Origin of the sequence: Acetobacter sacchari (genome assembly GCF_017377715.1) — a bacterium.
GTDB classification, from domain to species: domain Bacteria; phylum Pseudomonadota; class Alphaproteobacteria; order Acetobacterales; family Acetobacteraceae; genus Acetobacter; species Acetobacter sacchari.
Genome location: NZ_JAFVMF010000002.1, coordinates 1 through 21,149, shown reverse-complemented (window position 1 = coordinate 21,149; position 21,149 = coordinate 1). Strand labels below are relative to the sequence as shown.

Genomic DNA, 21,149 nt, shown 5'->3' with positions numbered 1-21,149 from the left:
GTGATCTCGCCGGAACGGGCAAAGCTGCGATCAGGGCTCGCCCCTTCTGGTGAACGGGAGCCATATCCTGAAATCAGTCAGGCCGTAGCCGTCGGCGATGAGACCTCAGGTTCGGCGGCAGGGTATAACGCCAACCCGCCGATAACGTATGCTCTCGACACATCCCGTCCTAAATTTGGCGTGGCGCACTTTGAAAGCGCTGTCTGACCACCATGTAACCCAAGCAGGATTGCAATCGGCGGCCGAAACCTTTCTGATTAGGGTTTAGGCGGACGAGCGAGCCGCCTGCGGGAACAGCATGGAACGGATGCCGTGATCAATAACTTTGGACGCAACTTGGCGCTGTGGGTCGGCATCATCGTCCTGCTATTACTTCTTTTTAATATATTCCAGCCCGGATCGGTCCAACATTCGGCGCAGCAACTCGCCTATTCGGACTTCGTGGCTGACGTGGACAATGGTCGCGTGCGGTCGGTGGTGATCCAGGAGCACAATATCTCGGGCACGCTGACCGACGGCACCTCCTTCGACACCTACTCTCCGCAGGACCCGGGTCTGGTCTCGCGCCTGACCGGGAAGGGCGTCGAGGTTGTGGCGAAGCCGCTTGAGACCGAGGGCAATCCGCTCCTGCGCTATCTGCTGAACTGGGCGCCTGTGCTGCTGATCATCGGCGCGTGGATTTTCATGATGCGCCAGATGCAGTCCGGCGGTGGCCGCGCCATGGGTTTCGGCAAATCCCGCGCGCGGATGCTGACCGAGAAGCACGGTCGCGTAACCTTCGAGGACGTGGCGGGCATCGATGAAGCCAAGGGCGAGTTGCAGGAAATTGTCGAATTCCTGAAGGATCCGCAGAAATTCACCCGTCTTGGCGGCAAGATCCCGAAGGGCGTTCTGCTGGTCGGACCTCCGGGCACCGGTAAGACGCTGTTGGCGCGAGCCATTGCGGGTGAAGCGAACGTGCCGTTCTTCACCATCTCGGGCTCCGATTTCGTTGAAATGTTCGTCGGCGTGGGCGCCTCGCGCGTCCGCGACATGTTCGAGCAGGGCAAGAAGTCTGCCCCCTGCATCATCTTTATCGACGAAATCGACGCTGTCGGTCGTCATCGCGGCGCCGGTCTCGGCGGCGGCAATGACGAGCGTGAGCAGACGCTGAACCAGATGCTCGTCGAGATGGACGGGTTTGAGAGCAACGAGGGCGTGATCCTGATCGCGGCGACCAACCGTCCGGACGTGCTCGATCCCGCGCTGCTGCGTCCCGGCCGCTTCGACCGTCAGGTCGTTGTGCCCAATCCGGACGTGAACGGCCGCGAGAAGATCCTGCGCGTTCACATGCGCAAGGTGCCTCTGGCGTCCGACGTCGATCCGAAGGTGATCGCGCGCGGCACCCCGGGTTTCTCGGGCGCCGATCTGGCGAACCTGGTGAACGAGGCTGCGCTGCTTGCGGCGCGTCAGGGCAAGCGCACGGTCGCCATGCGCGAGTTCGAGGATGCGAAAGACAAAGTGCTGATGGGCACCGAGCGCCGCTCGCTCGTCATGAGCGAGGAAGAGAAGCGAATGACCGCCTATCACGAAGGCGGCCATGCTCTCGTGTCCGTTCTGACGCCAGGCACAGACCCGGTACACAAGGCGACGATCATCCCGCGCGGCCGCGCGCTGGGCATGGTGATGAGCCTGCCGGAGGGTGATCGTTACTCCAAGAGTAAGGCCAAGTGTCTGGCGGAGCTGGACCTTGCGATGGGCGGTCGTGCGGCTGAGGAAATCGTCTTCGGGCCGGATAACGTGTGCAGCGGCGCTTCGGGGGACATCAAGATGGCGACCGATCAGGCGCGTCGGATGATCACCGAATGGGGCATGAGCGAGAAGCTCGGCATGATCGCCTATGGCGACAACGGGCAGGAAGTGTTCCTCGGTCACTCGGTGACGCAGAGCAAGAACGTGTCGGAGGACACTGCGCGGGAGATCGACGCCGAGATCAAGCAACTGATCGACACGGCCTACAATCGCGCGCGCACGCTGCTGATCGAACATATCGACGAGCTGCATCGGCTTGCCGAGGCCCTGCTTGAGTATGAGACGCTGAGCGGTGAGGAAATCCGACAGGTTCTGCGTGGCGAGAAGATCGAGCGCGTGGTGATCGACGACGCGATGCCGGAAAACAGGCGCTCATCGGTGCCGCCGGTGCTCGGTCGGAAGGATGATAGCGGCGTTTCCGTGCCGCCGACGCTGGGAGGCGCGACGCCTCTGCCGGGTTGAGCCGGTCAGCATAATATGCGTTCGGGAAACGCGCCGTCCTTGTGGGCGGCGCGTTTTTTCGTGCGGAGCTTCCGGGTGTGTGGCGAAGGCCTTGTTGATGAGGGATATCCGCAACGTTCGACACGGTGACGGCAGGGGAGCAATGAGGAATAGCCCGGCAGGGGTGTTCAGGAAGGGGCTGATGGACGCGGTGAAACTGGTTGAGCCCACGGGGCTCTTGTATGGGAATGAGGCTGTCGCAGCGGTAAAGGCCGGCGTCGCGTTGCCTTTTGCTGGCGGGCCTGTTGCTTTCGCATTGGCGTTTCTTTGGGATGGCGCTCAACGTACGGGGCCAGTCCCGGTGGAGCGTATCCCGGCCGGGTGGCGAGAGGCGATGAGGATGGTTACGACCGCGCCGCCATCATGCGGTCTGCCCGTCGGGGCAACTGTCATGGGGATTTTGAACGTCACCCCAGACAGTTTCAGCGATGGCGGCGACTACGAAAGTCCAGAAGCCGCAACACGTCAGATCGGTGTTCTGCAGAACGGGGGCGCCAGAATCATCGACGTAGGGGCGGAAAGCACGCGTCCAGGCGCAGCAGCCGTTTCTCTTGAAGACGAATGGCGAAGGCTAAAACCCGCCGTGGAACGTCTGCGACAGGCGGGCGCCGTGATCTCTGTCGACACACGTAACGCACGGACGATGGAGGCGGCTGTGGATGCGGGCGCGGCTCTCGTCAACGACGTTTCTGCGCTTCGTCATGATCCCGATGCGGCGCCGATGCTGGCGACCAAAGAGTGCGCGGTGGCGCTGATGCATATGCGCGGGGAGCCCGCGACGATGGATATGCTGACGGACTACCACGATATCGGCGTGGAGGTCGTAAGGGAGCTTGCTGCGGCTGTTCGTGATGCGGAGAATGCAGGAATCGACCGGTCGCGTATTCTGGTGGACCCGGGCTTTGGCTTCGCGAAAACGAGGGCTCAAAATTACGAATTACTCCGCCGGCTGCCGATTTTGGCGAATCTGGGTTGCAGGGTCCTCGTGGGCCTGTCGCGTAAAAGAATGATCGGTGACGTAACTGACGTTGCTGAAGCGCGTCTGCGCGATCCCGGGACTGTGGCTGCGAATATTCCGGGTCTTGTGTTCAGCGATGCGATACTCCGTGTTCACGATGCGCAGGCCATGACGCAGGCGGTGAAGGTTTGGGAAGCTCTTTGTGCGACGGCCTGACAGCGAAACAGGGCGCGACCGCAACGCTTTATGGGGAAGGAAAGTCTTCTTTCTTTGACGTTTATTTTCTCGATGCCTGAAATGGGGACGACATGGACGCCCTGAAGCTTTCCCAGTTGCAATTTTTTTGTGCGATCATGGAGGAGGGCTCGATCGTCGCGGCGTCGCGCCGGATGCACTGCGTCGCCTCCAACATCACGGCGCGTCTCAAGGAACTCGAACAAATTCTCGGGCAGGAATTGTTTCTGCGAGAAAAGGGACGCCTGATCGTTACCCCGGCGGCGCGGCTTTTATACCGCGAGGTCACGCCGCTGGTTGCGGGGCTTGGACGCCTTCCTCATTTGTTCGATGCGGACAGGCCGAGGGGGATTCTGAAGGTAGGGGCTCTGGATGTGGCGTTGCGTCATTTTCTTCCCGAGCGTTTGCCTGCGTTCGCCGCCGCATATCCAGGCGTCGAACTGACGCTTTTAACCAGGCCGTCGTACACCCTCGAGCGGATGCTGTCAGATGGCGAACTGGATCTTGTTCTGACCGACGGGCCTATCCAGCATCCGCTGCTGGACAGTCGTTTTGCCTTCAGCGAAAGCCTTTCGCTCCTCACACCGCAATCCATAAAGGCTGTGGATGATATAGATTGGCTCACGACCACCGTCTTTCTGTTCAATACGGATTGCTTTTATCGCAACCGTTTTGAGGGATGGCTTAATGCGCGCGGACTGGAGACGCCGGCGATTCAAACCATAGAGTCTTACGATGTGTTGCGGGCATGCGTGGCGGCGGGCCTCGGTGTTTCGTGCTTTCCGGATAGCATGTTGCACGAGAGATCCGGGCATGGTGGTGGAAATGTCCGTGTGTTCAGACCAGAAGATCTCGACCCGGGTCCGGTGTATTTTGTCTGGCGCCGTGAAGCCCTGAGCATTCCGGGGGCTCGTTTTGTAGAGCATTGTCTCGGTTCCTAGGGCCATATCCGCTTGCATGTCTATCACGGACAGGTGTCGTCGTTCATTGGGAGGCGCGCATTTCCACATGGGCGCGCCGACGAATAATGCGCTGAAGCATGCTCAATTCGGCCGAAAGTGCTTGAGGGTCTGAAGGTGCTCCGTGAGATAATCATTGAATTATGGTTCTTTAAATGCCGGGCAAAGCGGATGACGCGTTTGGTTTAATCGTTCACTTTTTGTGAGTTACTTGATCATATATCATTGCTTTTAATGATGTGACGGTTTTCCGATACTCCCCTCATCCAACGAATGGGAGTTTCTGATGACAAATGCGCCCCGATACAATCTGTTCATCGACGGAGCCTGGACGGCTCCGGGTTCGAACGAATGGATCGCAGTTGAAAACCCGGCGACCGGCGAAACGGTTGCTCATGTCGCCAAGGGCGACGCGGGGGACGTGGAAAAGGCTGTCTCCGCCGCGCAAAAGGCTTTTCCAGCCTGGAGCAGAAAAACGGCTCTTGAGCGCGCAGACTATCTGCTCGCGTTGAACACCCTGATCGAACGCGACAAGGAGCGTCTGGCCGCGACGATCACCTCTGAAATGGGAAAGCCTCTGAAGGAGGCTCGCGGCGAAATCGACTTCGCCATTGGCCTCATTCGCTTCGCGGCAGAAAACACCCGCCGCCTGGAAGGAGAAATCGTGCCGGGCAGCACGCCGGACGAGAAGATTCTGATCGATCGCGTGCCGCATGGCGTTATCGGAGGGATTGCCGCATGGAATTTCCCTTTTGCGCTGTGCGCCCGCAAGATTGGCCCTGCTATCGCCGCAGGCAATACGGTCGTCGTCAAGCCGCATGAACTGACGCCTTTTGCAGGGCTGGAGATGGCGCGTCTTGTCGAGGAAGCGAAAATTCCAAACGGCGTCGTCAATATTGTGACGGGCGACGGTCCCGATGTGGGCGTTCCGCTGGTCGCGCATCCGCTCACGAAGCTGATCACCATGACGGGCTCGACGCCTGCGGGCAAGAAAATCATGGCGGCGGCTGCGGAGCACCTGAAAGAGGTTCGTCTCGAACTTGGGGGGAAGGCGCCCTTCATCGTTATGGAGGACGCAGATATCGAAAAGGCGGCGCAGGCGGCGATAGAGTCCAGATTTACGAACGCCGGACAGGTCTGCACCTGCAACGAGCGCACCTATGTTCATGAGGCGGTCTATGATGCGTTCACCTCGAAGATTCGGGAGAAGATCAGCGGTCTGAAAGTTGGCTCTCCGACGGACCCTGATACCGATATGGGTCCCAAGGTCAGCCTCGCTGAACTGGAGAAAGTTCATGCCATGGTCGAAGGGGCTGTGCGGCAGGGCGGCAAGCTCGAAGTTGGTGGTCATCGTCTGACCGGGCCGGAATACGACAAGGGCTTTTACTACGCGCCCACGCTGCTGACTGACGTTCGACAGGATATGGACATCGCCCATAACGAAGTATTCGGGCCAGTCTTGTCCGTCATCCGGGTTGCGGATTTTGATCAGGCGCTGGCCTTCGCTAACGATTGCCGTTACGGCCTGTCGGCTTATCTGTTCACGCGCGATCTCGGTCGTATTCTGCGAATGACGCGGGAGCTGGAGTTCGGTGAAATTTACGTCAATCGTGGCGGCGGCGAGGCCCCTCAGGGGTACCATCATGGCTACGGTGAAAGCGGCCTGGGGGGAGAAGATGGCAAGCATGGTCTGGAAGCTTACGTGCAGACCAAAACCATCTATCTGAACGCCTGATATGACAATATTCGGCGTCATTTCGGTGCTGGCGCCGATCTTTGGTCTGATCGTCTTCGGGGCGATCACGGCAAAACAAAACTGGCTGGGCGCGGACGCAACGAACGTGCTCAACCGTTTTGTCATTCGTCTGGCGCTTCCGGCGGAATTATTCAAAATAACCTGCGATGTGCCGCTGGCGGAACTGAATCATGTTGGGTTCGCCGGGGCATTTGGGCTGGGAATGGTTCTGACTTTTGGGCTGAACTGGCTCGTGTGCTGGCGACGCGACGCGGGACGCCCGCATCGTCTTTCCAATGCGGCTATAGAAGGGTTGTCGGCGGGTTACGCCAACACGTCGTTTATTGGCATTCCGGTTTGTCTCGACGTTTTTGGCGCGCAATCTATGGCGGCCATCACGATATCCACGCTTCTCACGGCTTGCAGCTTGTTCGCCATTGCAATTTTCATGATCGAGGTCGACGAGCGGGCTGGCGGACGAACTGGCTCGGTCATTATCTCCGTCTCGCGCGCTCTGGCGCTGAATCCCCTGATTTTTATGCCGTTTCTTGGTCTCGTTGTGAATATCACGGGGGTGTCGATTCCGTCCGCAGGGACGACGTTCGTGACGTTGCTCGCCGGCGCCGCAAGCCCGTGCGCGCTGCTCACGATTGGGATGTTTCTCGTTGAATCGAGAAAAGCTTCGACTGCGCCATTGTTCGGGACGTTACGGTTGGCGGGAATGAAGTTGCTTGTGCAACCTGCGTTGACGTTTCTTCTTGCTGTCACAGTGTTTTCTGAGCAACCAGTGTGGTCGCGTGAGGCGCTTGTGTTGAGCGCGTTACCCACCGGAACAGGGCCTTTCATGCTGGCTAAGCTTTACGGGCGGGAGGCTGGCGTCGCCAGTCAGGTGACCTTGCTGACGACGATTGCCTCCGTCATTACCTTGTCCACAATTCTTGTCTGGGTGTCATAGCTGTCGCCTATTTCTTGGTGTGTGGCAGACAGCCAATAAAAAATCCGGTCAGCGTGGCTGACCGGATGAAGAGACGAAGCTGAACTTCCGAAGACTGGTGGTTGCGGCCTTACGGCGTTAGCAACCCTTTCGACGACATAGAGGCGCCGGGCCCAGGCAACCCAGTGTCTTTCGGTGTCACGGGCTTGCCGTTGTTCTGATCAGGAACGCTGCGCTGGCTCCATCCGCCGCCCAATGCACGGTAGACAGTCACCAGATTCTGGTATTTCAGAACATCAACCTGAATACGGCTTTGCTGAGCCTGAAGGTAGTCGCGTTGCGACTGCAGCGTAGTCAAATATGAATCGGAGCCGGTTGAAAAACGCAGTTTCGCAAGATGGAACGCCTCGTTTGAAGCCTCTACCAGCTGCTTTGCCTGCTTCGCTTCATCAAGGTAGGTTCCGCGCGCAACGAGAGCGTCGGACACTTCCCTGAATGCGCTCTGCACGGTCTTCTGATAGGCGGCAAGATCGACGGCGCGTTCGCCTTTCGCGGTGTGCAAATTGCCGGAGGCCTGACCCCACGTGAAAAGCGGTATCGAAATCTGCGGCGTGAAACCCCAGGTTGTCGCTGCTGACGTGAATAGGCTGTGGAACTGCAGGCTGGAGAGCCCGTCAGTGGCCGTCAGCGAAATTTTCGGGAAAAACGCAGCGCGAGCGGCGCCGATATCTGCGTTCGCCGACAGCAGCGTATGCTCGGCCTGCTCGATGTCAGGGCGCCGGTCAAGTAGGTCCGACGGCAGGCCTGCAGGGATGTCGGCGAGCAGTGTCTGCTCGCCCAACTTGCCCGGCGGCGGCAGGTTGGCCGGGATGGGCGCGCCGATCAGCAGGACAAGGGCGTTTTCGTCCTGCGCCTCCTGTCGGAGCGCGTCATCACGCAACGATGCGGACTGCGCGACCTGCTCTTCGGTCTGACGTAATGTCAGCATATCCGCTTCGCCACGGTCGAAGCGCAGTTTGGTCAGCCGATACGTCTCGGCCTGCGACTGCCACGTATTCTGAGCAACTTCGGCGAGTTCTCTGGCGCCCAACCAGGCGATGTATGCGTTGGCGACCTGCGACACAGTTGAGATCAGAACCGAGCGCTGGTTGGCGACCTGAGCCAATGCTTTTTCACCGGCGCTGCGCGACAGGCTCCGAATGCGTCCGAAGAAGTCGATTTCGTACGATGAGAAACCAATGCCAGCTGAGTAGTAACGGAACATGGACAGGGTTCGTCCTTGTCCCGGCGCGAAGCTCAAACCAGCAGTCCGCGACGGCGACAGATACATGCCTTCGCCTGTCGCCCCGATAGGCGGCAATAGAGTGGCGTGCTGAACATCGTATTCACCAGACGCCTGTTCAATCGAACCGGCGGCCTGACGCAAGTCGCGGTTTTCCCGAATAGCAATGGCGATCAGGGCGCGCAGACGCGGGTCTGTGAAGAATTCTTCCCAACCGATTCGCCAGGCTTCACGGTTGATCGCGCCGGGCGACGTCGTGACGCCGACTGCCTTCATGGGGTCGGCGGGGTAGGTCGTCGCCATTGGCGGCGCGGTTCTGTGATAGTCGGGGATCATCGTGCACGCCGACAACAGGGCGGCGCTGAATCCGATGACGCCCGCTTTCCGGGCGCCGCGACGGCGCATGGAAAGCTTGCTCGGAGAGTCGATCATGAATGGGCGCCCTGGTTGGTGTTCCCGATTGTCTTTGGCTCATCGCCGATCTTCTTGGGCTGGACGCGGAAGAGCTTGAGCACGACCACGAAGAACAGCGGCACGAAGAACACGGCGAGCAGCGTTGCGGTCAACATGCCGCCGACGACCGCCGTGCCGATGGCCGTCCGTGCGCCGGACCCGGCTCCCGTGGCGATCGCCAGCGGAAACACGCCGAGAACGAAGGCGATGGAGGTCATCATGATCGGGCGCAGGCGTTCACGTCCGGCGTTAAGCACGGCCTCGGTGAGCGACTGACCCGCTTCGAAATTCGCCTTGGCGAACTCGACGATCAGGATCGCGTTCTTCACGGCCAGACCGACGGTCGTCAGCAATCCGACCTGAAAGTAGACATCGTTGGCGTATCCACGCCAGAGCGTGCTGACGATGGCGCCCAGCACGCCGAGCGGTATGACCAGGATCACGGCGATGGGAATCGCCCAGCTTTCATACAGTGCGGCGAGGCAGAGCAGGATCACGATGCTGGCCAGAGCGTAGAGAGGGCCAGTCGAGCCGCCGGACGCTTCCTGTTCGAACGACAGGCCGGTCCATTCGTAACCGATGCCCGGCGGAAGTTTGGCGAGCGCGGCGCGGATGGCGTCCATGGATTCACCCGAACTGTGTCCGGCGGAAGGCTGACCCAGAATCTCATAGGAGTTCAGGCCGTTGTAGTTTTCAACCTTCTGCGGTCCCATGATCCAGTTGCCTGATGCGATCGCATTGAATGGCACCAGTGTTCCGCCGGAGTTGCGGAGATACCATTTCGCAAGATCCACCGGCAGCATACGGGATTCCGGAATGCCCTGAATGTAGACCTGCTTCACGCGGTCGTCGCGCAGGAACTGGTTCACATAGATCGAGCCCAGCGCGCCTTCGATGGTCGTGTTGATGTCGGCGTTGGTCAGGCCAAGCGCGTTGGCTTTCTCTCGGTCGATATTGAGGTGATACTGTGGCGCATCTTCCATGCCGTTCGGACGAACAGCCATCAGGCGGGGATCTTTCGACGCCATGCCGAGGACCATGTTTCGGGCGGCGAGAAGCTTTGCGTGACCAAGATGCGCGCGGTCTTCCAGTTCGAGATCGAAGCCGGTCGCGTTGCCCAGTTCCAGCACGGCGGGCGGATTGATCGCGAAAATCTGCGCCTCAGGGTCGCCCCAGAAATGCATCATGATTCGCATGGCGATGGCAGAAGACGTCTGGTCCGCGTCGGGACGGACATCCCAGTCCTTGAGGCGTACGAAGAATGCGCCTGCGGACTGCCCGCGTCCGGCGAAGTTGAAGCCGTTCGCCACGAAGACGGACACGACGTTCTTCGCTTCGGTTTTCATGATGTAGTCGGACACACGCTGCGTGACAGCAGAGGTCTGTTCCATCGTCGCGCCCGGCGGCATCGTCACCTGCCCGAAGATCAGGCCCTGATCTTCGTCGGGCAGGAACCCGCCCGGCAGCCTGGTGAACAGGTAGCCCGTGGCGCCGGTGATCACCACAAACAGCACCAGAGAAACGGCGACGCGTGAGACCATCCAGTTCACGCCGCCGAGGTAACCCTTGGTGAGACGCGTGAAAGAACGGTTGAACCAGCCGGAAAGACCCTTGGTCTTTTCGCCGCTGCTCGGTTTCAACATGGTCGCGCACAGGGCGGGCGTCATGATGACGGCGACGAGCACAGACAGCCACATGGCCGAGCAGATGGTGATGGAGAACTGGCGGTAGATCACGCCGGTCGAACCGCCGAACGCCGCCATGGGCAGGAACACGGCGGTAAGAACCAGCACGATGCCGACCAGCGCGCCGGTAATCTCGTCCATGGAGACGCGGGCAGCTTCCTTCGGAGAAAGATTCTGCTCATGCATGACACGTTCGACGTTTTCGACGACGACGATGGCGTCGTCGACGAGCAGGCCGACGGCCAGCACCATGGCGAGCATGGTCAGGGTGTTGACGGAGAAGCCGAACGCCGACAGCAGGCCGAACGTGCCGAGAAGCACGACCGGAACGGCGATCGTCGGGATCAGCGTGGCGCGGAAATTCTGCAGGAAGACGAGCATGACCAGGAACACGAGGCCGATGGCTTCGAGCAGGGTGATGATCACCTCCTTGATCGACAGGACGATGAAGGGAGCCGTATCCAGTGGGTAGACGGTCTTCAGGCCTGGCGGGTAGAATTTCTCGAGTTGGTGAATCTCTTTGTAGACGGCGTCTTCCGTCGACAACTGATTGGCGCCGACAGCGAGTTTCAGCGCGAGGCCTGCCGCCGGATGTCCGTTGTAGACGGAGTTCATGTTGTAGCTCTGCGCGCCCAGCTCGACCGAGCCGACGTCGCCGATATGAACCTGCGAGCCGTCAGGCTGCACTTTCAGCAGAATCTTCTTGAACTCGTCAGGAGAGGTCAGACGGGTCGGACCGATGACGGAGGCGTCAAGACGAATGCCCGGCTTGGCGGTCAGGCCGCCGAGCTCACCCGACGAAACCTGAATATTCTGGGCCTGGATGGCGGATTCAACGTCGCCGATCGTCAACGCGTATTTGTAGAGCTTTGACGGGTCGACCCAGATGCGCATCGCATATTCGGAGCCGAACAGCGTGTGATCGCCGACGCCGGAGACGCGGGAGATTGGATCGGACACGTTGGAGGCCACGTAGTCCGCAATGTCGACGCCGCTCATCGACCCGTCGGTCGAGATGAAGGCGACGAACATCATGAAGTTCTTCACAGCCTTCGTGACGCTAAGGCCCTGCGTGGTGACTTCGGTCGGGAGCAGCGGCTGTGCGAGCTGCAGCTTATTCTGGACCTGCACCTGCGCGATGTCGGGGTTTGTCCCCTGTTCGAACGTCAGGTCGATTTCCATCTGGCCCGACGCGTAAGATTGCGACGAGATGTATTCCAGATGATCCAGACCGTACATCTGCTGCAGGATCGGCCGGACAGTGGTGTTGTTCACCGTTTCGGCCGACGCGCCCGGATAGGTCACGGTAATCGCGATCTGCGGCGGGGCTATGCTCGGGTACTGGGCGATCGGCATCTGGAATATCGAGACGCCGCCGACCAGCATGATGACGAGACCGATGACCCACGCAAAGATGGGGCGGTCAATGAAGAAACGTGACATGGCGGATTAATTTCCCGACTTCGTGGTCTCGTCGTCGACGAATGGCACGGGGGTCGTCTTGTCGCCGGGATGGATCTTCTGCAGCCCCGTGACGATGACGCGATCGCCAGCGGCGACGCCGCCGGTGACGATCCAGTCCGTTCCAAGCGCCTGCTGCGTTGTGATCGTACGAACGGCGACTTTGTTATCGGGCGTCAGCACCATGACTTGCGGCGCGTCGTGAGCGTCGCGGGAGACAGCCTGCTGCGGCACGAGAAGAGCGTTCGGGTCCATACCCTCGTCGAGTGTCGCGTGGACATACATGCCGGGGAGCAGGAGCTTGTCGGGATTGGAGAACTTCGCGCGTACGACGATCGTGGACGTTGCTGTGTCCACGTTGACTTCACTGAATTCCAATGTGCCGGGGAGGCTGTAAGACGAACCGTCTTCAAGCGTCAGCTTGACCGTGGCGGCGTTGTCGCCAGCGCGTTCGATCTGACCGGACGCCAGTTCGCGTCTGAAACGAAGCAACTCGACGGCGGGAAGGTTGACGTCGACAAAAATCGGGTCAAGGCGGGTGACCGTCGTCAGCAGATTTGTCTGCCCGGCCGTCGCCAGAGCGCCGACAGTGATGACGGAGCGGCCGATGCGCCCCGAGATCGGTGCGTTGACCTTTGTGTAGCGAAGATTGACGGCAGCGTTCTCTACCTGCCCCTGCGCAACCTGAACCTGCGCCTGATCCGCCAGATAAGTCGCCTTGGCGTCGTCCAGATCCTGCTGGCTGATCGCGTGTTCGCGGATCAGGGACTGATAGCGCTGATACTTGGCCTGGGCGGTCACAAGGTTGGCTTTGGCGGCCGCCAATTGTCCCAGGTAGCTGTCGTAGGTGGACTGATAGAACGAAGGATCGATCTGGTACAGCTGCTGTCCGGCCGTAACGTCGGAGCCTTCGACGAAGAGGCGTTTTTGGATGACGCCGTTCACCTGCGGGCGAACCTGAGCAATCTCATATGCTTCGGTTCGGCCCGGCAGTTGCGTATGCAACTGGACGGCCTGCGTCTTCAGGGTCACAAAGCCGACTTGCTGGGGAGGTGGGGCAGGCGGAGCGTGCTTGCGCTCACACCCAGCCAGCACAAGAAGTCCCGCTGTGGGGATCAGGGCGGCCCGAACGGCCACCGGGAGACGAGAGCGCCTGGTCACGGACGTGATGTACCTATTTTGCTGCGAACGGATTCTGACGCGGCCCAGCGATGCAAGATTTCGCGAGGACAGCTAACCACACTCGACATTATGAAACTATTTGGTTTCTTATCGATTGGAAACTATATGGTATCCTAAACCCGGTCAAGCTGCCCCTGCGGACATCGCGCGGGTATTGCAATCACAAACAGGAATCGGAGCAGAGGTGAAGCAGACGGAATCCCATCCAAAGCGCGTCGGGCGGCGAAAATCTTCGCCTTCGGAGGGCTTGCGTGAATTTTCTGCGCACTCGGATTCAGTTCGTGACAAAGAATGTCACGAACTTCGCGAGGCGGAGGTAGCCGAGGCGTGCTGTGGCGCGCGCTCGCCTGGCCGTCCCGTGACGATGCAGGAGGACGAGCGGCGGGAACGGATTCTCGATGCGGCGTGTGTCGTTTTGCGCGGACATGGTTACGTCGGCGCATCGATGGACAAGGTCGCCAACGCGTGCGGCATGTCGAAGCGTACGCTGTATCACATCTTCCCGTCGAAGCATGAACTGATACACGAGGTTATTGCGACCCGATTCTTCTTTGTGCAGGCGCCTCTGGATCCAAATACGGGGACTGCGAAGGAGCGCTTGACCGCGCTGCTCGTCTGTCTGGCGAACCACCTGCTGAGGCCGGATCGTGTAAGTCTTGCTCGGGCAATTATTGCGGACGCCCAGGAATCCGAAGAAATTCAGGATATTATCGCTCAGTTGAAATTCGAGGGCGAACGCGACCCGGTCGATGACGAACTGCGCGCCTGCGTCGCTGAGCTGGGGCTTGTTTGCGATATATCGAGAGCGCGACGTATTCTGTTTGGCGTGACGATAGGCGAGTTGCTCCTGCACCAGTTCTGTATGCCCGGTCATCCTGACGAGTGGAGCGAGGTCAAGCTTCGCGTCGAGACCGGCGTGGAAATCTTCCTCGCCGGGCTGAAGGCGGTCGACTGGGAGGCGTTGCCCCCAAGCGCCTGCGCAGCATGAGATTGAAAAAGTAGCGCTTCAGATAATGTAGTCGATCGGAGGCAGCGTCTGGTCCATCGTCAACGAGGGCAGGCCCAGATGGCGGGTGCCGACCTTGCGCGCAGGATTGCCGACGACGGTGGTATAAGGCGGCACGCTTTCCAGAACGATCGATCCCGCGCCAATCTTGGCGCCTTCGCCGAGCTCGATATTTCCCAGTATTTTGGCGCCCGCGCCGATCAGAACGCCGCGCCGGATCTTGGGGTGACGGTCGCCCGCGTGCTTGCCTGTGCCGCCAAGGGTCACGTTCTGCAGGATGGAGACGTCATCCTCGACGATCGACGTCTCGCCGATGACGATGCCGGTTCCATGGTCGAGGAGTATGCGTCTGCCGAGGCGGGCCGCCGGATGGATGTCGACTCCGAACAGCTCGGACGCTCTGCTCTGCAGGTGAAGCGAGAGATGTCTGCGGCCAGCGAGCCACAGCCAGTTCGCGACGCGATAGGACTGTACCGCGTGGAACCCTTTGAAGAACAGGAAGGGCGTCACGTAATCGGGGCAGGCGGGGTCGCGCTCGCGAATGGCGTGGATGTCCGCAGCTGCAGCGCGAAGCGTCTCGGGCGTCGCGGCGTAGCATTCGTGCACAAGCTCAGTCAGGGCGTCGGCGGCGACGGCGCGGTCTCCAAGCTTGCGTCCGATCAGTGCGGCCATTGCCTCGGCGAAGCAGCCGTGGCTCTTCACGCCCGTCCAGAGCAGCCCTTTCACCAACGGGTCGGCGCAAATCATTGATTCACTGAGCATTTGCGTCCAGAGCGCGGTCAGATCGATCTGACGATCGAGATCCTTGAACTGGACGCCGCTGCGTTCTGCGTCGGTGTCTGCAAGTGAGAGCGCTGAAGCGTTCAGTGTGTTCGAGCGGGCGGACATGCGAGGCTCTCCTCGGCTGATCGTATCGGTAGCAGATCGCATCACTTGGAGTTGTCTGACGCGGAAACAAGGGGCGCCTCGTCACGTTCACTCGTTGTTGCGGCTTTCGTGTCACGCGGCGGCAGCGAAACAATCTGAGTCTTGGCGAGATAAATCGAATGGAGGCGGCGCTTTCTGGTCGACGTTTCGACGCGCCTTATCGTAAGTAACCGGATTATCTATTCGATATGCACATAAGGGGAGTGGAACCCATTCAAGAAAAGTCGAACGTGCCGCTGGCTATCGGAGTGCTGCTTTGCGCGGTCGCCGGGCTGGGTCTGACGGTCGGGGGAGCATGGCTCGCGCTGCTGGGCGGCTCCCCTTATTACGCCATTACCGGCGTCGGGCTCCTTCTCACCGCTGTTTTGCTGTGGCGACGACATGAGGCGGCCCTTTGGGTCTACGCCGTCATCGTCGCCTATACGCTGGTCTGGAGTGTGGTCGAGGCGGGGTTCGACTTCTGGGAACTTGCGCCGCGCGGCGATTTCCTTTTGCCGCTTGGGATTTGGCTGCTGTTGCCGTGGGTCACAGGCAAGCTTGGCCCGGCAATGAACCTTTCCAAACTGCCGCTTGCGGCGGGCATTGGCGCGGGCGTCGTCATCTACGGATACGCGCTGACGCAGGACCCGCAGGATATCGCAGGCTCCCTGCCGCAGGCGTCAGCATCCGCGCGCATTACCCCTGCTGATCAGGGCGAAGCTGTCGCCGCAGACTGGCCGGCCTGGGGCCGGACGCAGTTTGGCGATCGCTACTCGCCGCTGACCCAGATCACGCCTGCGAACGTTGGCAAGCTCAAGGTCGCGTGGACGTTTCGAACGGGTGACACACGCGGGCCGAACGATCCGATCGAGACGACGGACGAGGTCACGCCGATAAAGATTCGCGACACACTTTATCTTTGCTCCCCGCACCAGATTCTCTTTGCTCTGGACGCCGCCACCGGCAAGCAGAAGTGGAAGTTCGATCCGCAGATCAAGGCCAAGCCGACGTTTCAACATCTGACCTGCCGTGGCGTTTCGTACCATGAGACGCATGAAGGAGATCAGACGATCGATGGAGCGGCGGTCCCCAACGACTGCGTGCATCGTATTTTCCTGCCAGTGAACGACGGTCGGCTGTTCGCTATCGATGCGGACACGGGGCAACGTTGCTACCGTTTCGGCAATGACGGCGAGATCGATCTGACGAACGGTATGCCGATGAAGGAGGCGGGTTTCTACGAGCCAACGTCGCCGCCGGTCGTGACCGATAAGGTGGTGATCGTTTCGGGCGCCGTGATGGACAATTACTCCACGCATGAGCCTTCGGGCGTCACGCGCGGATTCGACGTCTATACCGGCAATCTGGTCTGGGCGTTCGATCCGGGCAATCCGGATCCGAACCAGTTGCCAGAGAATGGCCACGCCTATGTGGCGAATTCGCCGAATTCGTGGATTACGTCAGCGTACGATGCGAAGCTGAATCTGGTCTACATTCCGACTGGCGTCGCCACGCCCGATATCTGGGGTGGAAACCGCACGCCAGATCAGGAACGTTATGCCTCCGGGATTCTCGCTCTCAATGCCGACACTGGAAAGCTCGCCTGGTTCTATCAGACCGTGCATCACGATCTGTGGGATATGGACGTGCCGTCGCAGCCGACTCTCGTCGATATCCATAAGGACGACGGAACCGTCATCCCGGCTATCTATGCTCCGGCCAAGACAGGCAACATCTTCGTGCTTGATCGTCGGAACGGACAGTTGGTGGTGCCTGCGCCCGAGACGAAAGTTCCCCAGGGCGTGGCGCCAGGCGACAGGCTTTCGCCCACACAGCCATACTCGGAACTCAGCTTCCGGCCTCGTCGCAATTTGACGGACGCGGACATGTGGGGGTCGACGATGTTCGACCAACTCGCCTGCCGCATCATCTTCAAGAAGCTACGGTACGACGGGCCCTTCACGCCTCCGTCGCTGCAGGGCACGCTGGTGTTCCCTGGCAATCTCGGCATGTTCGAGTGGGGCGGCATAGCGGTTGATCCTGTGAGGCAGGTCGCGATCGCGAACCCGATGGGGCTGCCCTTTGTTTCGACGCTTATTCCGCGTGGGCCGAAGAATCCGGCGACGCCGGACCACTCACAGCCTGCAGGGACCGAAACGGGCGTTCAGCCGCAGTTCGGCGTGCCTTATGGTGTGGATCTGCACCCGCTGCTTTCGCCGCTCGGCATTCCATGCAAGGCGCCGAGCTGGGGTTACATGGCCGGGATCGATCTCAAGACGAACAAGGTGGTCTGGAAGCACCGGAACGGCACGATCCGCGATAGTTCTCCGGTTCCTCTTCCGTTCAAGCTCGGCGTTCCCACCCTCGGCGGACCGCTCACCACTGCTGGCGGCGTGGCGTTCCTGACTGCGACGCTTGACGACTACATCCGCGCGTATGACGTGACGACCGGAGCGCAACTCTGGCAGGACCGTCTTCCCGCCGGGGGACAGTCCAACCCGATGACATATGAAGTCGGGGGAAAGCAGTATGTCGTGACGGCCGACGGCGGACATGGCTCGTTCGGCACGAAGATGGGCGATTACGTCGTGGCGTATTCGCTGGATCAGTAAATGTTTCCTCCCGTCCGGCTTATCGCCGGGCGGGAGTCTCTTGAGGAAGCGGCAAATCCGATGACGTCCTTCGGGTGATATCCCGGTCTCGGTTTCGTCGACGTCGGCTATGTTGTCCGACGCTCGCGCTCCGCATTGCGGTAGACTACGCGCGGAATCACGGTCAGAAGTCCGCGTATCGTCGCTTCGCGGGATAGCCCCGTCTCCCTCGAAAATTCCGTGATTTTCTCATCAGGAATCAAGGCTCTTACCAAATCGACTTCTGCCGCCTCAGTGAGAGGGCGGTCGCGCCAGTGCTGAAGCAGGCCGTCCAACCCGGCTTCTTTCGCGCGTTGTCGCACGACGGGAATACCTTCCGCCCCTTCCCTGCCCATGTAATCGCTGACGGCGGATGTCAGGCCTGAGTGATCGCCGTGCGCGCGGGTCAGGAAGTCTGCGACGTTGTTGGCCCTTCCGGGCAGGTTGTCACGTGTTGCTGTTGCCATGGGAGTGTCTTTCATAAGGAAGGACGACGATGGCGACGTGCGAGCGAGGATCGGAGTAACTGCGCCGCGCTCGCGTGACGCCTGTTCCATGCAACGTTGAGGCAGGAGCGCGGTTCAGGGCGCCCTGGCGACTTCCTCTCGCACACGACTGACCCCTTCGGACTCGTCGGGGATCAGGTAGGAGACATGTGCGTCTTGCAGGTGGAACCGTCGAGCCGTGCTCTCGGTGTGCTTGCTAAGCTTGGGAGTTCAGGCCCGGGGCGTATGAACGGCCAGGAACATATCGACGGAGCGTGTGGCGATCCGCTCTATTTCCTCTGGTGATGTGTCGACCGTCATTCGCAGGCGGCACCGCATGGCGACCCGAGTCTGACATAGGGCGAAGAACTGCTCGGCGGCGAATTCGGGTTCGGGGACGACGAGGTGTCCGTTCGCTGTCTGCGTCTGTAGCCAGCGCGAGAGAGTTCGGATGCCGATGGCGGGACCGTTGTCCCAGAATGTCTGAGCGAGGTGCGGGAAGCGCGGCGCCTCGGAGATGACGATGCGGTAAAGCATCAGGGTGGTCGGCGCGACCACCAGACCGATCATGCCTTTTGCGATTCCAAGGAGCACGCCTCGCGGAGGCAGATCCTGACGGATGGACTGAAAGGCGTTGGGCAGCCCGTTGCGGGACGTCTGCCTTACGAAGGCGGTGAACAGCGCGGCTTTGTTGTCGAAATAGTTATAGAGAGTGCCTTTGGACACCCCGGCGCGGCGGGCGATGTGCGACATGCTGGCGCCTTCGTACCCGAGTTCCGCGAATATCTCTCCGGCGCCGACGAGAATTTGCTGATATTTCGCGCCGCCTTCTTCGGGGTCGCACGCCGGGCACGTCAAAACGTCCGCGGCTGGCGCGCTGGTCGGAGAATCTGTCTCTATACCCGTCGGGGTCGCGCCCGTTCCGGGGTCAGTCTCTGCCATAATATCCTCTGCGATGGGGCGCTCACGATTGACGCCCGAGGGAAAGCCGATAGGTTTGCATGCTGACCGAACGGGTCGGTCAGCGTCAAGGCGGGTGTGATATGGGCGGGGCGGGAAGCTCGGGGGTTCGTAATCACGCGTGGGGCGCGAGTGATCGACCAGTATCGCCCCATCGTCCGGAAGTGCTGCGACGTGCGGCGAAGATTACATGGCAGCGGAAACTTGTTGGTGAGGAATTCAGCGTGAGAGCAGCAAATTCGAGGCGGCTTGTAACAGGCCTCGCGGTCCTGCTTGCCGGATGCGCCGTCGGCCCGAATTATCAGAAACCTCAGACCTGGACGCCGCCAAAATGGCGGCCTTCTCAGGTCGCGGACGGAGTGAAGGGCGGTAGCGTGACCGTTCCGGACGCGCCGGACGTCGCATGGTGGGATATTTTCCACGACGCTGAACTCTCTTCTCTTGAGCGGCGCCTCGCCAGCGAAAACCTCGACGTGCAGCGCGCCGCGGCACAGCTTTCGCAAAGTCGTGCGCAACTCGTCATCGCTGGAGCCGAGCGGTATCCGGGGCTTAGCGCGACCGGATCGTATTCCAGAGCGCAATACAGCACCAAGATGCTGCAGAGGATTGTCTCGGACGTCGGCAAGAGCGCAGTGGGTGGCCCGGACGGGACGTTGATCGATCAATCGACCGGCTACGCCACGATCCCGTTACTGGATCAGTGGCGGGATAGCGTCGACGCGACATGGGAGGTCGATCTCTGGGGACGCGTTCGTCGGCAATATGAAGCCGCCAAAGCTTATCTTGATGAGAGCGCAGAGCAGCGCCGGAGCATGCTGATCGCGCGTGAGGGCGATCTCGCTCGGGATTACGTCGCGTTGAGGGCTGCCCAGGAGCAGCTTCGCATTCTCAAGGCCAATCGCGACGACGCGCAGAAGCTGCTCGATCTGAGTTCGGCGCGCTTCAAGGCGGGCCTTGTCAGTGAACTCGACCAGCAGACCGCCAAGTCGCAGCTTGAAGCGACGTCGTCGCAGATTCCGCAGTTCGATCAGCGGATCGCACAGCAGATCAATGCGATCTCGCTGCTGATGGGGTCGCCGCCGGGTGCGTTGTATGATGAGCTATCCCGTCCTTCGGCGGTTCCGCCCGTGCCGGGACATGTTCCCGTCGGCGTTCCGTCCGAACTGGCTGAGCGTCGCCCGGACATTCGGGCGGCGGCGGCGCAATTGCATGGCGCAACGGCCGAGATAGGCGAGGCTGAGGCAGATTTTTACCCGAAGGTGACGATCGACGCCGGGTTCGGTTTCCAGTCTCTGTCATTCCGGGATCTTGGTTTCTGGAACGCGCGTGCGTGGAATGTCGGTCCATCGATCACTCTGCCGATCTTTCAGGGCGGCCGCCTGCGTGGTCAGCTTGCGTTGAAGAAAGCCGCACAGAAAGAGGCGGCGCTCAATTATCGCAGCACCGTCCTCAGTGCGTGGAAAGACGTTGACGACGCTCTGACGGCGTATTCGACCGAGCAGGCGCGGCGCGACCAGTTGCAGGCGGAGACGGCAACCAATCGTCGGGCCTACGATCTGGCGCGTGAACAGTATCGTCACGGCATGACCAGTTCGCTGCAGGTGTTGGATGCTGAACGCCGCGTTCTTCAGTCGGAAATGGATCTGGCTGACAGTGCTGCGACCGTCTCGACGAATCTCGTTCGCCTCTACAATGCGCTTGGCGGCGGGTGGGAATCGGCTTTCCCGAGCGTTGGGGTGGCTACGACTGGCTTGAAATCGCGGTTGGCTGCTGGTTCTGCGGGTTGAGGTGAAAAATCTGCGTTTTTTTTGTGGGTTGGTGTTGACGGTGTGGTGTGAGGGGGCTTATACCCCCGTTCACCGGCGGCGCTGGGGGGTTGATCTCCTCGGACGAAGCGGGTAGAGTTCTCGGCCCGCGGGTTGGCGGGTCTGATCTTTGACAAGAGAATATGGAATAGAGAGGGATATGCTGACGGCGTTTCTTCTTG

General features: G+C 60.3%; 14 protein-coding genes. 8 read left to right on the top strand and 6 right to left on the bottom strand.

Translation table 11 applies throughout. The features are described from left to right. Nucleotides 1-315 precede the first annotated feature (315 nt). The 5 genes from ftsH to J2D73_RS01750 all read left to right on the top strand — a co-directional run bounded on the left by ftsH (nt 316) and on the right by J2D73_RS01750 (nt 7,133). Nucleotides 316-2,253 carry an ATP-dependent zinc metalloprotease FtsH gene (gene ftsH / locus J2D73_RS01770; protein WP_207879211.1) on the top strand — a complete coding sequence of 646 codons (1,938 nt, stop codon included), beginning with the start codon at nt 316-318 and terminating at the stop codon, nt 2,251-2,253. Between the two features lie 142 nt (nt 2,254-2,395). After that, entirely contained in the window at nt 2,396-3,466 is a 1,071-nt protein-coding gene (gene folP / locus J2D73_RS01765; RefSeq protein WP_243429559.1) for a dihydropteroate synthase, read from the top strand. A 92-nt stretch (nt 3,467-3,558) separates the two neighbouring features. Next, nucleotides 3,559-4,425 (top strand): LysR family transcriptional regulator, encoded by an 867-nt coding sequence (locus tag J2D73_RS01760; protein ID WP_207878835.1) that lies wholly within the window; start codon nt 3,559-3,561, stop codon nt 4,423-4,425. A gap of 304 nt (nt 4,426-4,729) precedes the next feature. Then, nucleotides 4,730-6,178 carry an aldehyde dehydrogenase gene (gene aldA, locus J2D73_RS01755; RefSeq protein ID WP_207878833.1) on the top strand — a complete coding sequence of 483 codons (1,449 nt, stop codon included), beginning with the start codon at nt 4,730-4,732 and terminating at the stop codon, nt 6,176-6,178. A gap of 1 nt (nt 6,179) precedes the next feature. Next, on the top strand, nt 6,180-7,133 hold the full coding sequence (locus tag J2D73_RS01750) for an AEC family transporter (RefSeq protein ID WP_207878831.1): 954 nt from the start codon (nt 6,180-6,182) through the stop codon (nt 7,131-7,133). 109 nt (nt 7,134-7,242) lie between these two features. Here J2D73_RS01750 and J2D73_RS01745 read toward each other — a convergent pair whose 3' ends face one another. Genes J2D73_RS01745 through J2D73_RS01735 form a run of 3 tightly spaced genes read right to left on the bottom strand, consistent with a single transcriptional unit; the run spans nt 7,243 to nt 13,130 of the window. Beyond that, on the bottom strand, nt 7,243-8,826 hold the full coding sequence (locus J2D73_RS01745) for an efflux transporter outer membrane subunit (protein WP_408736816.1): 1,584 nt from the start codon (nt 8,824-8,826) through the stop codon (nt 7,243-7,245). After that, entirely contained in the window at nt 8,823-11,975 is a 3,153-nt protein-coding gene (locus J2D73_RS01740; protein ID WP_207878829.1) for an efflux RND transporter permease subunit, read from the bottom strand. Before J2D73_RS01740 ends, J2D73_RS01745 begins: the two co-directional genes overlap by 4 nt. A gap of 6 nt (nt 11,976-11,981) precedes the next feature. Then, nucleotides 11,982-13,130, bottom strand: coding sequence for an efflux RND transporter periplasmic adaptor subunit (locus J2D73_RS01735; RefSeq protein ID WP_207878827.1), 1,149 nt, complete (start codon nt 13,128-13,130; stop codon nt 11,982-11,984). A gap of 409 nt (nt 13,131-13,539) precedes the next feature. Between J2D73_RS01735 and J2D73_RS01730 the strand changes: the two genes are divergently transcribed. Beyond that, entirely contained in the window at nt 13,540-14,163 is a 624-nt protein-coding gene (locus J2D73_RS01730) for a TetR/AcrR family transcriptional regulator (protein WP_233140559.1), read from the top strand. A gap of 18 nt (nt 14,164-14,181) precedes the next feature. Here J2D73_RS01730 and cysE read toward each other — a convergent pair whose 3' ends face one another. Then, the gene (gene cysE / locus J2D73_RS01725; protein ID WP_233140558.1) at nt 14,182-14,943 is read right to left on the bottom strand and encodes a serine O-acetyltransferase; all 762 of its coding nucleotides are present in this window, start codon (nt 14,941-14,943) and stop codon (nt 14,182-14,184) included. 353 nt (nt 14,944-15,296) lie between these two features. Between cysE and J2D73_RS01720 the strand changes: the two genes are divergently transcribed. Continuing rightward, a complete protein-coding gene (locus tag J2D73_RS01720) occupies nt 15,297-17,699 on the top strand; it encodes a glucose/quinate/shikimate family membrane-bound PQQ-dependent dehydrogenase (RefSeq protein WP_207878823.1) in 2,403 nt (800 codons plus the stop codon). Between the two features lie 107 nt (nt 17,700-17,806). Here J2D73_RS01720 and J2D73_RS01715 read toward each other — a convergent pair whose 3' ends face one another. Together J2D73_RS01715 and J2D73_RS01710 are read right to left on the bottom strand one after the other, a co-directional pair. Beyond that, on the bottom strand, nt 17,807-18,184 hold the full coding sequence (locus tag J2D73_RS01715; RefSeq protein WP_207878821.1) for a hypothetical protein: 378 nt from the start codon (nt 18,182-18,184) through the stop codon (nt 17,807-17,809). Between the two features lie 249 nt (nt 18,185-18,433). Continuing rightward, a complete protein-coding gene (locus J2D73_RS01710; protein ID WP_207878819.1) occupies nt 18,434-19,144 on the bottom strand; it encodes a TetR/AcrR family transcriptional regulator in 711 nt (236 codons plus the stop codon). A gap of 242 nt (nt 19,145-19,386) precedes the next feature. Between J2D73_RS01710 and J2D73_RS01705 the strand changes: the two genes are divergently transcribed. Beyond that, nucleotides 19,387-20,949 (top strand): efflux transporter outer membrane subunit, encoded by a 1,563-nt coding sequence (locus tag J2D73_RS01705; protein WP_341535001.1) that lies wholly within the window; start codon nt 19,387-19,389, stop codon nt 20,947-20,949. Nucleotides 20,950-21,149 lie beyond the last annotated feature (200 nt).

Bases quoted from the DNA above. Each gene is read 5' to 3' on its own strand.
- J2D73_RS01710 (WP_207878819.1), bottom strand. From the start codon at position 19,144: ATGGCAGAGACTGACCCCGGAACGGGCGCGACCCCGACGGGTATAGAG.
- J2D73_RS01760 (WP_207878835.1), top strand. From the start codon at position 3,559: ATGGACGCCCTGAAGCTTTCCCAGTTGCAATTTTTTTGTGCGATCATG.
- folP (WP_243429559.1), top strand. From the start codon at position 2,396: ATGAGGAATAGCCCGGCAGGGGTGTTCAGGAAGGGGCTGATGGACGCG.
- cysE (WP_233140558.1), bottom strand. From the start codon at position 14,943: ATGCTCAGTGAATCAATGATTTGCGCCGACCCGTTGGTGAAAGGGCTG.
- J2D73_RS01740 (WP_207878829.1), bottom strand. From the start codon at position 11,975: ATGTCACGTTTCTTCATTGACCGCCCCATCTTTGCGTGGGTCATCGGT.
- aldA (WP_207878833.1), top strand. From the start codon at position 4,730: ATGACAAATGCGCCCCGATACAATCTGTTCATCGACGGAGCCTGGACG.
- J2D73_RS01745 (WP_408736816.1), bottom strand. From the start codon at position 8,826: ATGATCGACTCTCCGAGCAAGCTTTCCATGCGCCGTCGCGGCGCCCGG.
- J2D73_RS01730 (WP_233140559.1), top strand. From the start codon at position 13,540: ATGCAGGAGGACGAGCGGCGGGAACGGATTCTCGATGCGGCGTGTGTC.
- J2D73_RS01750 (WP_207878831.1), top strand. From the start codon at position 6,180: ATGACAATATTCGGCGTCATTTCGGTGCTGGCGCCGATCTTTGGTCTG.
- J2D73_RS01720 (WP_207878823.1), top strand. From the start codon at position 15,297: ATGCACATAAGGGGAGTGGAACCCATTCAAGAAAAGTCGAACGTGCCG.
- J2D73_RS01715 (WP_207878821.1), bottom strand. From the start codon at position 18,184: ATGGCAACAGCAACACGTGACAACCTGCCCGGAAGGGCCAACAACGTC.